Annotated in this window: 9 protein-coding genes and 1 pseudogene; 5 read left to right on the plus strand and 5 right to left on the minus strand. The window is 60.6% G+C overall.

Annotated features, from left to right (window positions below; translation table 11 throughout):
* Positions 1 to 4: 4 nt before the first annotated feature.
* The 3 genes from ACA049_RS03305 to ACA049_RS03315 all read left to right on the plus strand — a co-directional run bounded on the left by ACA049_RS03305 (position 5) and on the right by ACA049_RS03315 (position 3,844).
* Complete coding sequence (locus ACA049_RS03305) at positions 5 to 628, plus strand: DUF4136 domain-containing protein (RefSeq protein WP_497333105.1); 624 nt, start codon at positions 5 to 7, stop codon at positions 626 to 628.
* A 54-nt stretch (positions 629 to 682) separates the two neighbouring features.
* Positions 683 to 1,240, plus strand: coding sequence for a DUF4136 domain-containing protein (locus ACA049_RS03310; RefSeq protein WP_497297255.1), 558 nt, complete (start codon positions 683 to 685; stop codon positions 1,238 to 1,240).
* A gap of 216 nt (positions 1,241 to 1,456) precedes the next feature.
* Positions 1,457 to 3,844, plus strand: a complete 2,388-nt coding sequence (locus tag ACA049_RS03315) for an autotransporter family protein (RefSeq protein ID WP_497333107.1) — start codon at positions 1,457 to 1,459, stop codon at positions 3,842 to 3,844.
* Between the two features lie 148 nt (positions 3,845 to 3,992).
* On the opposite strand, the gene ACA049_RS03320 is transcribed toward ACA049_RS03315, so the two are convergent.
* Both ACA049_RS03320 and ACA049_RS03325 read right to left on the minus strand, forming a co-directional pair.
* Positions 3,993 to 4,847, minus strand: coding sequence for a MaoC family dehydratase (locus ACA049_RS03320; RefSeq protein WP_497333109.1), 855 nt, complete (start codon positions 4,845 to 4,847; stop codon positions 3,993 to 3,995).
* A gap of 2 nt (positions 4,848 to 4,849) precedes the next feature.
* Positions 4,850 to 6,202, minus strand: coding sequence for a 3-oxoacyl-ACP reductase (locus ACA049_RS03325; protein ID WP_497333111.1), 1,353 nt, complete (start codon positions 6,200 to 6,202; stop codon positions 4,850 to 4,852).
* A gap of 222 nt (positions 6,203 to 6,424) precedes the next feature.
* Between ACA049_RS03325 and ACA049_RS03330 the strand changes: the two genes are divergently transcribed.
* On the plus strand, positions 6,425 to 7,702 hold the full coding sequence (locus tag ACA049_RS03330; protein ID WP_497333113.1) for an acetyl-CoA C-acetyltransferase: 1,278 nt from the start codon (positions 6,425 to 6,427) through the stop codon (positions 7,700 to 7,702).
* On the opposite strand, the gene ACA049_RS03335 is transcribed toward ACA049_RS03330, so the two are convergent.
* Positions 7,689 to 8,717 carry a bile acid:sodium symporter family protein gene (locus tag ACA049_RS03335; protein WP_497333115.1) on the minus strand — a complete coding sequence of 343 codons (1,029 nt, stop codon included), beginning with the start codon at positions 8,715 to 8,717 and terminating at the stop codon, positions 7,689 to 7,691. The genes ACA049_RS03330 and ACA049_RS03335 overlap by 14 nt on opposite strands.
* A gap of 84 nt (positions 8,718 to 8,801) precedes the next feature.
* Here ACA049_RS03335 and ACA049_RS03340 point away from each other — a divergent pair, with 84 nt between their 5' ends.
* Entirely contained in the window at positions 8,802 to 9,593 is a 792-nt protein-coding gene (locus ACA049_RS03340; RefSeq protein ID WP_497333117.1) for an AraC family transcriptional regulator, read from the plus strand.
* Positions 9,594 to 9,718: 125 nt separating this feature from the next.
* Here ACA049_RS03340 and ACA049_RS03345 read toward each other — a convergent pair whose 3' ends face one another.
* Positions 9,719 to 10,486, minus strand: a complete 768-nt coding sequence (locus tag ACA049_RS03345) for a methyl-accepting chemotaxis protein (protein ID WP_370655161.1) — start codon at positions 10,484 to 10,486, stop codon at positions 9,719 to 9,721.
* Between the two features lie 90 nt (positions 10,487 to 10,576).
* Positions 10,577 to 11,665 (minus strand): annotated as a pseudogene (locus ACA049_RS03350) (HAMP domain-containing protein); the annotation flags it as partial.
* Positions 11,666 to 11,993 lie beyond the last annotated feature (328 nt).

Below are 11,993 nucleotides of genomic sequence, written 5' to 3' on the forward strand. Positions count from 1 at the left end.
CAACATGAAAAGTCGTTCAGGGTTACTGGTGATCTGTCTCGGGTTGGCGGCCTGCCAGGGCAGCAACCCTTATGTGGCGACCTCCAACCCCTTGCCGCCGGCACCGCCTCAGGCGGCCAACACCTTCGACCGCAGCGCCTACCCCGCACCGCCGCGTGACTACGGGCGTTACCGCAGCTGGGCCTGGCTCAACGGTGAACTGCCACCGGGCAGCGCCTGGGCGGACTCGGCCCAGGTCGCCGAAGCGGTCAGCAACGCCCTCGATCAGCGCGGTCTGCGCCCGCTGCACGATAACAACCGCCCGGCTGACCTGTTTGTCAGCGCCGATCTGCATCTGGAAACCCGTTTGCGTCAGGTTCAGGACGACTATGGCTATTACGGCGGTGGTTATTACGGCGGTGGTTACAACCGCTACGGCAACGGCTATGGCATGTATAACACGGTGCCGATCGTGCGCACGTATCAGGAACAGGTCGTGGTGGTGCGGGTGGATTTGTTCGACGCTCAGAGCGGCCAAGCAGTGTGGAGCGCCAGCGCCGAAACCGGCAATCGGGGCAGCCAGAGTGAGCGTGCCGACGCGATAAGGGAGGCTGTAGAAAAGGCCATGTCGGCGTATCCTCCCAGTTAGCTTCTGTTGTTTGGAGGCCTTTCACAGGTTCATGTCTTCAACCGGAGAACCCTCATGATCCGCCGTTTCGCTTTACTGGCTGTGGCCGCGCTACTCAGTGCCTGCGCCGCCAACCAGGTCAATAATGACTTCGATGCCAGCCGCGACTTCGCCGCTTATCGCAGCTGGACCTGGAAAGAACCCGCCCTGCAATATCGCCCCGATGACCCACGGATCAAGAGCGACCTGACCGAGCAGCGCATCCGCCAATCGGTGGCCGATCAACTGGATCAGCGTGGCCTGCGCCCGGCTGCTGCCGGCAGCAAGGGTAATTTGAACGTCCAGACTTACCTGATCGTTGAAGAACGCCAGCAACAGGTAACCACCAACTATGGCGGCGGTTGGGGTAATCCATGGAACGGTTACTGGGGCGGGCCGATGTACAACGAAACCCGCAACGTGACCTACAAGGTGGCGACCATCCAGATCGACCTGCTCGATGGCAAGGACGGCAAACTGGTGTGGCGTGGCAGCGATGAGCAAATGCTCAGCCGCACGACGAACCCGTCGGATCGCAGCACGGCGATACGTGAAACCGTAGGGCGAATCCTCGCCAACTATCCACCGCACTAAACACCCCCAAAACCCCTGTGGGAGCGTTGCTTTTTCTCCCCCACTTGCGCCGCTTTATAAATGGATGCCATCACTTTTACATTTGTGTAGTGTCGAAATGATGGCTCGTGTACATTTGCCGCGCCCGAACAAGCAGCCTGCTGACGGGCCGGTAGGGATGCCTCATTGAAACTGTGAACCCTGCCGGGACATTTACGTTTCGGAAGGGATTCTCGATTGAACACTTCTTGCCTGCGCCGCTCGCTGCTGGCGCTGACTGTTGCTGCCGCTTCTCATGTCTCTGCTGTTGCTGCCGCGAGTCTCGACTACAACGTGGGCAATGGACCGTATTCAACACTTCAGGATAACTGGCAAACCCTGACGTTTTCCGGCAGTACCAATGTCGTGACCGTTGCTTCCCCGGGTCTGACTTTTGCTGTGCGCCTGAACGGTCTGACCACGCAAAATGACCTGATCAATAAAAGCTCGATCAGCATTGATGGCGCCACGTCGGGTATCGGGATTGTGGTGGGGCCAGATATTGGTAGTGCATCGGTCATTGGCGGCAATCTGGTCAATGACGGTTCAATCAAAATCAACGGCGCAGCGGGTGGCAATCTCTTCAGGGGCTTGTACGACATTGGTAGCCAGATCACCGGCAGCCTGATCAACCGCGGCGAGATTTCAGTCAGCGGTACGGAGGCTTCCGGCATCTTGCTTTCGCACACGGCGCTGGCGGGTGTCGACAACCAAGGGACCATCGGAGTCAGCGGTGATGACGCAGTGGCTGTGCTGATAGACCGCGCGAACCTGCGCGGCACCGTCAATAACAGCGGCAGTATTCGCGCCACCGGGAACAATGCCGAAGCGTTGAGTTTCTACGGGGTTATCTCTCCGGGGACCAACCGCTACGACGTGTGGAACTCGGGCACGATCTCCGGCCAATCCATTGGTATTCATGTCAGCCATCAACCTGCGGGTCAGGGCTCGTTCAATATTTATCAAAGCCAGGGGCTGATAGAAGGCGGTACGGCGGCCATTCAGGTCGACGATGGCTTCAGCTATTTCTACTGGAATGGCGGTGATGTCAAAGGGAACCTGATGGGGCTTTCCGGGGTGTTCATCGATAATGACGTGACCTTTGACGGTACGACGATCCAGTCCGGTTATGTGGATGTGCAGTACGGGAAACTGACGCTGTTGCGCCCGCACACTACGATTATCGGTGATCTGGACATGCAGGATTCCAACTCAGTGCTGGGGTTGTTCCTGGGTAACGATACCGACCTCAATCAACCGGTGCTGAAGGTTACGGGTACGACGGAAATCGGCGCTGGCGCACGTCTTGAACTACAGGCACGTTCCAGCGATTTCCGCACGACCGCGGGCGGTAATCGCTACACCCTGATCAGCTCGGGGGAACTGATTGGTGGCGAGAACCTGAGCATTTCTTCTACCTCAGCCTTGCTGGACGTCAAAAGCTTCGGGGTCGAAGGAAACGATGTGAAGGCGCTGGTCAGCGCCAAGTCGGAAGAGGTGCTTGCGCAAAACACCCTGGTTGCCGGCGGCACCCGCAACGCTGCCACGGCAGTCGGGCGCTTTTCTTCGGCGGTCATGCCCGGGCTCGACGAAAAGGACCCGGTGTTCCAGGCGTTCGCCAATGCCAGCACCGATGCTGAACTGGCAAAACTTGCCGAAAAACTCAGCCCCGACGAGAGCCGTGGTGTGCTGCACGCCGCCACCAACAGTCAGACGCTGGTGTTGGGCGCGATCAACGATCGTTCGAGTCGGGCGCGCACGCTGAACTCAACCACTGAAAAAGGTGTGTGGCTGCAAGCGCTCACCAGCAACGCTGACCAGGACGCCCGCCGTGGAGTCGATGGTTATGACGCAGACAGCCACGGTATTGCCGTAGGTGCCGACGGCCAGTTGAATGCCGACACCGCCGTCGGCCTGGCATACAGCTACCTCGCGACCGACGTCAAATCCGACGCCGGCAGCAAAACCGACGTAACCGGTCACGCGCTGACGTTGTACGGCAACTGGACCCACGACAATTGGTTCGTGGACTCATCGTTGATGTACGGCTGGAACGACAACGAGTCCAAGCGCTACATCGCTGGCACACGCGCCAAGGGCGACTACGACAGCGACATTTTTGGCGTGAGTGCGCTGGCCGGTTACAGCTTTCGCCTCAATCACAGTCTTCTGCTGGAGCCGCAGATCGGCGCGCGCTACGCCAACGTAGGCATGGATGCTTATCGTGAGAAGGGCAGTTCGGCGTCGTTGAATGTCGGCAGTCAACGATATGAAGTAGGCGAGATGGGCGTCGGTGCGCGGCTGGCCGCGGCGTTTGGTGTCGGCGCTGGCAGTCTTGAGCCTGAAGCGAAGGTCATGGCCTGGCACGACTTCATCGGCGACAAGACCGCCGCCACCTCGGCGTTCGTGCTGGGTGGCGATTCGTTCACCACGCGTGGCACGACACCAGTGCGTGACAGCTATGAAGTGGGCCTCGGTGCCAACTACCGCGTTGGCGCCTGGAGTGTGGGTGGTTCTTATAACTACGTGACCGGCAGTGACTTCAATGCCGATACGTTTACGGCGAAGGTGCGGTACGCGTTCTGATCTCGATCGGTGGTGCCTGAAGCGCCGCCATCGCGAGCAAGCTCGCTCCCACATTGGATCTCCAGCGAACACAAAATATGTGATCGCCAAATATCAACATGTGGGAGAGCCTGCTCGCGATGGCGATCTGACAGACACCAATGAGCAATCAGGCAATCGGCCGCCAATGCCCGACCATATGCTCCAGATCCCCCGCACCCACCAACTGAAAATCCCCGCTTGACCCTGCCGCACTCGCCAGCAACGTCACCTCACTCGGCAACCGCACCGGTTTCCTGAACTGCACCGCAATCTCGACATTCGCCGTGGGCAGATGCTCACTCAATGCCGCCAATGTCCGGGCTTTGTTCCACAATCCATGAGCAATAGCCGTGGGAAAACCAAACAGCTTGGCGCTCGCCGCACTCAGGTGAATCGGGTTGTAGTCCCCGGACACTTTCGCGTACTGCCGGCCAATGTCGTTCGGCGCTTCCCAGCGAGCCACTTCGGTCAGTGCCGTTGTCGATGCCAACACTTCCTCGACAGGCTCGCCTTCCAGCTTGACCCCGCGGCACAGCATCTGGCTTTCAGCCTCCCACAGCGGCCCCAACTGGTCGTCGAGTGACGTCACCAGATCGAACGTCGCACCCTTTGCGTGGGGTTGCAGGTTCTGCACCTGCACACTGACCCGCACGCGGTTCACGCCGCCCATGGGGCGCAAGACGCGGATACGATTGCTCAGGTGAATCAGCCCCAGCAGCGGGAACGGAAAGTCCTTGGCCGTGAGCAATTGCATCTGCAAGGCAAACGCCAGGATGTGTGGATACGTCGGCGGCAGCAAACCGTTGTCGGCAAAACCGCAGACCTTGCGATACGCCGCCAGGCGTTGCGGATCGACCTCGACCCAGCAGCGCAACCCCGTATCGGGCAGCGTGGTGCCGGTGATTTTGCGCCGCGTTGCCGCCTTCACGTACAGCCCCGTCAGGCTCGGTTCGCGGTTGAGGGTGTGCCAGTCGGTCATCATCGTTATGCCCCCAAGACGCTTTGTCCGCAGACTCGCAATGCTTGCCCGGTGAACGCGCCGGTCCCCGGTTGAGCGAGCCACGCGACCGCTTCGGCAACGTCTTGTGGCAGGCCGCCCTGGCCCAATGAACTCATGCGTCGCCCGGCCTCGCGGATGCCGAATGGCAGGTGCGCGGTCATCTGGGTTTCGATGAATCCCGGGGCCACGGCGTTGATGCTGATGCCGCGTTGATCGAGCAGCGGCGCCCAGGCCTGGGCCAGGCCGATCAGCCCGGCCTTGCTCGCGGCGTAATTGGTCTGCCCGCGATTGCCGGCGATGCCGCTGATGGACGCCAACAGAATCACCCGGCCGTTGTCATGCAAGGTGCCGCTGTCGAGCAGGGCCTTGGTCAGTACTTGCGGCGCGTTGAGGTTGACCGCGAGTACCGCGTCCCAGAATTCCGGGGTCATGTTGGCCAGGGTTTTGTCGCGGGTGATGCCGGCGTTGTGAACCACGATGTCGACGCCGTCGGGCAGCAGTTCGATCAACTGCGCGGCGGCGTCTTCGGCACAAATGTCCAGGGTGATGCTGCGCCCGCCGAGGCGTGCGGCGAGTGCATCGAGATCGGTTTTCGCTGGCGGAACGTCGAGCAGAATCACCTCGGCGCCGTCACGGGCCAGGGTTTCGGCGATGGAGGCGCCGATGCCGCGCGCGGCACCCGTGACCAGCGCCTTGCGCCCGGCCAGTGGGCGAGTCCAGTCCGACACCTGCGTAGCGCAGGCCTTCAAGCGAACCACCTGCCCGGACACGAACGCACTTTTGGGCGAGAGGAAAAACCGCAGCGGCCCTTCGAGTTGATCCTCGGCGCCTTCACCGACATAGATCAGTTGCAAGGTGCCGCCGCTGCGCAATTCCTTGGCCAGGGAGCGGCTGAAACCTTCCACCGCACGTTGGGCGCTGGCGGCGAACGGGTCGGTCAACGTCTCTGGCGCACGCCCCAGAATCACCAGGTGCGCGCTGTGATCGAGGTTTTTTATCAGCGGCTGGAAGAACTCGCGCAGCTGTTTGAGCTGATCGGTCTGCACCAGGTCGCTGGCGTCAAACACCACGGCTTTGAGCTTGGGGCCGTGGCCGGGAATCCACGCGGTGGCCAGGGTCGGGTCGGCGCCGTAGCTGTAGATCGCGTCGGTCAGGCGGTTGGCGAAGGCGCTGACTTTCTCCGCCAGCGGGCCGCCGCCAATCAACAGCGCCCCTTCGACAGGCCGCAGCCGGCCTGCTTGCCAACGCTCCAGGCGTACCGGCGACGGCAGCCCCATGGCCCCGACCAGACGATGGCCGATGGAGGAATTGGCGAAGTCGATATAACGGTCAGACATGGAACGCACTCCGGCAGCTGGGGTTCAAAGTGTGGACCACGAATGGCAATCAGTCGTTCGATCCACGAGATTAGGCCTACGCTTGAACAGTGTAGGAGCGAAGCTTGCTCGCGAAGGCGATGTTTCATTCAGAGGAGATATTGAATGTCCCAGCGCGTTCGCGAGCAAGCTTCGCTCCTACAGGGCTGGTGTTTACATTGGATTTTTTGACAGGAGCTTTTCATGACTCAGCTGCGCCGCGTCGCGATTATCGGCGGTAACCGTATTCCCTTCGCCCGCTCCAACGGGCCGTACGCCACCGCCAGTAACCAGGCGATGCTCACCGCAGCGCTCGAAGGCTTGATCGAACGCTACAACCTGCATGGCCTGCGCATCGGCGAAGTGGTCGCGGGGGCGGTGCTCAAGCTGTCCCGAGACATGAACCTGACGCGCGAGTGTGTGCTCGGTTCACGGTTGTCCCCTTACACGCCGGCCTATGACATCCAGCAGGCGTGCGGCACGGGGCTTGAAGCGGCGTTGCTGGTCGCGAACAAGATTGCCCTGGGACAGATCGATTGCGGCATTGCCGGTGGCGTCGATACCACCTCGGATGCGCCGATCAGCGTCAGTGAAGGTTTGCGCCGGGTGCTGCTTCAAGCCAATCGAGCCAAGACCACCGGCGACAAACTGAAAACGTTTCTGCAGCTGCGTCCCCGGGACTTGATCCCGGAGTTCCCGCGCAACGGTGAGCCGCGCACTGGGTTGTCCATGGGCCAACACTGCGAATTGATGGCCCAGACCTGGAACATCCCCCGCGAAGAACAGGATCAATTGGCGCTGGAGAGTCATCAAAAACTCGCGGCCTCGTACACCGAAGGTTGGCACAACGATCTGATGACGCCGTTCCTCGGCCTGACCCGCGACAACAACCTGCGCCCGGACCTGACTCTGGAAAAACTCGCTTCGCTGAAACCTGCCTTCGAGAAAAGCGCCAAGGGCACGCTGACGGCGGGCAACTCCACGCCGCTCACCGATGGCGCGTCGCTGGTGCTGCTGGGCAGTGAAGAATGGGCGAAGGAACGTGGCTTGCCGATCCTCGCGTATTTGCGTGACGGCGAGGCCGCGGCGGTGGATTTCGTCAACGGTGCCGAAGGGCTGTTGATGGCGCCGGTCTACGCGGTGCCACGTTTGCTGGCGCGTAACGGCCTGACCTTGCAGGACTTCGACTACTACGAAATTCACGAAGCGTTTGCCGCGCAGGTGCTCTGCACATTGAAGGCCTGGGAAGACCCGGAGTATTGCAAAACCCGCCTCGGTCTCGACGCGCCGCTGGGTTCCATCGACCGCAGCCGCCTCAACGTCAAAGGGAGCTCACTGGCGGCGGGACATCCGTTTGCCGCGACCGGCGGGCGCATCGTTGCCAACCTGGCGAAGTTGCTCGATGCGGCGGGCAAGGGCCGAGGCTTGATCTCGATCTGCGCCGCTGGCGGCCAGGGCGTGACGGCGATTATCGAGCGCTGATTAGTTCGGCGTTCTGCTGCGCGATGCGTTCGCGGTGGCGGTTGGCGTAACTCTCGGCCATCACCGAGCAGACGATCAGCTGCAACGGGTGATAAATCATGATCGGCAACAGAATCAAGCCAAGGCCCGGGTTGGCGCCGAAGATCAACGCGGCCATCGGCGCACCGGCGGCCAGGGATTTTTTGCTGGCGCAGAACACCGCCGCGATCTCATCGGCCGGGCTGAATTTCAAGGCGCGGGCGGTGCGGGTGGTCATCCACAGGATGACCGCCAGCAGGATCGCGCTGCCGATCAGCGCGCTGAGAATCACGCTGTTGCCCTGTTTTTGCCACATCCCCGAGACCATCGAATTACAGAACGCCGAGTACACCAACAGCAGAATCACCAGTTTGTCGACGACGTTGGTGTAGCGCTTGTGGCGGGCGAAGAATTTGCCGAACAGAGGTCGCAGCAATTGGCCGAGCACCAGCGGCAACAGCAACATGGCGCAGAGGTCGAGCAGGGTTGAGCCCAGATCGATGCCGCCGGCACCGCTGCCCACCACCAGGCTTACCAGCAACGGCGTCAGGAAAATCCCCAGCACGCTGGACAGACTCGCGTTGAGAATCGCCGCCGGCACGTTGCCGCCCGCGCTGCCGGTCAGGGCCACGGAAGACGAAATGGTCGAGGGCAGGGCGCAGAGGTAGAAGAAGCCGAGCATCAGCAGCGACGGAACGTGCGAGCCCAGCAGTCTGTCGCTCAGCCACCAGATCAGCGGGAACACCGCGAAGGTAAAACCCTGAACCATCACGTGCAGTTTCCAGTTTTTCAGGCCATGGCTGATTTGCTCGCTGGACAGGTTGACGCCGTGGAGGAAGAACACGAGGAACACGCCGATGTTGATCACGTATTCGGCGTGCATCCCGCCGCCCGTGGCGCCGAACACCGGAAAGAAATACGACAGCAGCGTGGCGATCAGCATGCCGCACAAGAACCAGTCGGTGACCACGCGTTTGAGGTGTTTGAAGGCATGCATAACCGGCACCGAATACATTTGTAAGAATTGATGACTTAGCCTAACGTCGGCCTTATCTGCCGTCTTGCGACATAAGGCCAATCAATGCCGAATAACGGACAACTTTCCCTCGAGCGAGCGATTCCTTCACTCAAAGCGCTGCCGCGTCCGCTGTTCGCGCGGGCGGAAAGTCTGAATGCCGGGTCGTGGACGCCGCCTCATCGCCACGACTGGGTGCAGTTTTCCTACGCCATCAGCGGCGTTCTCGGTGTGCACACTGCGGAGGGCAGCTTCTTTGCGCCGCCGCAGTGGGGAATCTGGATTCCGGCGGATCTTGAGCATCAGGTGGTGACCTCGATGCGCGCCGAGATGCGTAGCCTCTACGTGCGTCGTGAGGATTGCGAATGGGCCGACGGGCGTTGCCGGGTGCTGGAAGTCACGCCGCTGGCCCGAGAGCTGATCAAGAGTTTTTGCCTGCTGCCGGTGGAATATCCACAGGGCGACACTCAGGCCGCGCGGCTGGTGAATGTGCTGCTGGATCAGTTGGCGAATCTGCCGGAGGTGGGGTTTTCCCTGCCATTGCCGCGCCATGAACGGTTGCTCGGGTTGTGCAATGAGCTGATCGAAAGCCCGGAGCACAACGTGACGTTGCAGGAATGGGCGCAACGCCTGGGGACATCGGAGAAAACGCTGATGCGCTTGTTTCAGCGCGAGACCGGATTGAGTTTTCGCGGCTGGCGACAGCGAATGCGCTTGCTGTCGTCGTTGAGTTTGCTGGAGGAGGGCGACAGCGTGACGAATGCGGCGCTGTCTTGCGGGTATGACTCGACGTCGGCGTTTATTGCGGCGTTCAAGGGGTTATTCGGGTTTACGCCTGGAGAGTTGTTTCGGCAGTGAAGGCCCCTTCGCGGGCAAGCCTCGCTCCTACAAGGATCGCGTCAGTACCAAGATCAGGTATGACTCGAAACCTGTAGAAGCGAGGCTTGCCCGCGAATGGCCGCGAAGCGGCCACCGATTCTGGATCAGGTCCTGAAGCGGCGGACCAGCCCATCCAGTTCATTCGACAACCCGGCCAGGCTCTGCGAATCCAGTCGCGCCGAGTTCGCCAGTTCTGCCACCAGTTGCGCATCGCCATGGATCTGGCTGATGTGCCGATTGATGTCTTCGGCCACCTGATGCTGTTCTTCCGCTGCCGTGGCGATCTGCGTGTTCATGTCGCGAATCACATCCACCGACTCGCGAATCAGCCCGAAACTGCTGCGCGCTTCGCCGATACGGGTCACCGACTGTTGCGACACTTCCAGGCTCGCATGCATCTGCTGAGTCACTTGGCTGGTGCGCTTGGCCAGGTTGCCCAGCAACCCATCGATTTCCGCGGTGGAATCGGCGGTGCGTTTGGCCAGCGCCCGGACTTCATCCGCCACCACTGCAAAGCCACGACCTTGCTCACCGGCCCGGGCCGCTTCAATGGCGGCGTTCAGTGCCAGCAGGTTGGTCTGCTCGGCAATCGAGCGGATCGTCCCGAGGATCGACTGAATGTCGTTGCTGTCGCGTTCAAGCTGTTGCATCGACTGGGCCGACTGTTCGATTTCCTGGCTCAGGCGATCAACGCTGGTCACGGCTGCATCAATTTGTTGCTGGCCTTGACGCGCCTGGCGCTGGCCACTGTCGGCGGATTCCGCCGCCTGGCTGCAAGAGCGCGCGACTTCGTTGGCGGTGGCGACCATTTCGTGGAACGCCGTGGACACCATGTCCACCGCTTCACGCTGGCGCCCGGCGGCTTCTGCCATGTCGCTGGAGACTTGGGTCGAGCTCTTGGAGGTGGCGAGAATCTTGGTCGCGGCGCCGCCGATGCTTTGGATCAGGTTGCGAATCGCCGTCAGGAACTGGTTGAACCAATTGGCCAACTGCGCGGTTTCGTCGCTGCCACGGATTTCCAGGTTCTTGGTCAAGTCGCCTTCACCCTGGGCGATGCCTTCCAGACCGCTGGCCACGCTGCGGATCGGCCGCACGATGACACTGGCGAAACTGGCGCCGAGAACGGCGAAGACCACCGCCAGCACGGCGGCGATAATTGCGATCAGCCAGGTCAGTTGGGTCGCGGAACTCATCACGTCGTTTTGCTTGATCAGGCCGACAAAGGTCCAGCCCAGTTGCTCCGACGGCCAGACGTTGGCCATGTAGCGTTCGCCGTTCAACTCAACTTCCACCAGGCCTTTGCCGGCCTTGGCCAGTTGCGCGTAACCCTCGCCGAGGCTGCTCAAAGCCTTGAAGTTGTGTTCCGGTTGCTTCGGATCGACCAAAATGGTGCCGGTGTTCTCCAGCAACATCAGGTAGCCGGTTTCACCGAGCTTGATCTGTTTGACGATTTCGGTGAGCTGCTTGAGCGTCACGTCGATACTGACCACGCCGCCGTTGGTGCCCAATTTGTTGTCGATGGTGCGCACGGTGCTGACGTAGGTCGCGTCGTCCTGGGCCCAGTAATAGGCCTCGGTGCGAAATGGTTTGCCCGGTTTGGCCTGGGCCGCCTTGTACCAGGGACGCTGGCGCGGGTCGTAATTGCTCAGCTTGGCATCGTCCGGCCAGGACACATAACCGCCGGCCGCAGTGCCGAGGATGGCATAGGCGTAGGACGGATGGCTGTTACCCAGGTCCTGCAGGAGGCTGAAGACTTTTTTGTCCATCTCGCCCTGGGGAATGCTCTCGGCGTTGGCGCTCATGTAGGTCTTGAGGCTGTCGTCGGAGTCCTTGATGAGCGGTTGTTTGGCCAGGTAATCGACGTTCTGGCTGATACCGTCGAAGAACAGTTGCATGGCGTTGCTGACCTGACGAATTTCGCGGCCACTGCCGTCGACGAAATTCTCCTTGGCGTCACTGCGCAAGTTCAGCACAACGAGGGTGGCGACCAGCACCACGGGCAGGCAGGCGATGATTGCAAACGCCCAGGTCAACTTCTGTTTGATGTTCATCCGCGCTCCAGATTTTTCTTGTAGGCCCACGCAGTGCAGATGACTCGCGGATTATTGGCAGCCGTAAACGTATTTGTTCAACCCGGATCCCTGAGCGCGCCATCGTTATTGTTATCGGAACGATTGTCGGACAAATCACTCTGTCACTGATGACTTCGGCTGAATGAAGGGGAAATTGAGGCCTGTTGAGAAAAATCCTACGAAGGGTATGAATTCAGGTGTCAGCGTCTGTCGTAAATGCCCTCACACCCTTTCGCCACCCTATGGCGCCGGCTCAGCTATGATCTCGGGCGGCCGATGACGATCGGCGGTGATTGACTGATTTATC

The sequence above is a fragment of the Pseudomonas sp. LBUM1662 genome, from assembly GCF_059695915.1.

Excerpts from the sequence above, each read along its gene's own strand:
- ACA049_RS03305 (WP_497333105.1), top strand. The coding sequence starts at position 5 with ATGAAAAGTCGTTCAGGGTTACTGGTGATCTGTCTCGGGTTGGCGGCC.
- ACA049_RS03340 (WP_497333117.1), top strand. The coding sequence starts at position 8,802 with ATGCCGAATAACGGACAACTTTCCCTCGAGCGAGCGATTCCTTCACTC.
- ACA049_RS03345 (WP_370655161.1), bottom strand. The coding sequence starts at position 10,486 with ATGGCAGAAGCCGCCGGGCGCCAGCGTGAAGCGGTGGACATGGTGTCC.
- ACA049_RS03330 (WP_497333113.1), top strand. The coding sequence starts at position 6,425 with ATGACTCAGCTGCGCCGCGTCGCGATTATCGGCGGTAACCGTATTCCC.
- ACA049_RS03335 (WP_497333115.1), bottom strand. The coding sequence starts at position 8,717 with ATGCATGCCTTCAAACACCTCAAACGCGTGGTCACCGACTGGTTCTTG.
- ACA049_RS03310 (WP_497297255.1), top strand. The coding sequence starts at position 683 with ATGATCCGCCGTTTCGCTTTACTGGCTGTGGCCGCGCTACTCAGTGCC.
- ACA049_RS03325 (WP_497333111.1), bottom strand. The coding sequence starts at position 6,202 with ATGTCTGACCGTTATATCGACTTCGCCAATTCCTCCATCGGCCATCGT.
- ACA049_RS03320 (WP_497333109.1), bottom strand. The coding sequence starts at position 4,847 with ATGATGACCGACTGGCACACCCTCAACCGCGAACCGAGCCTGACGGGG.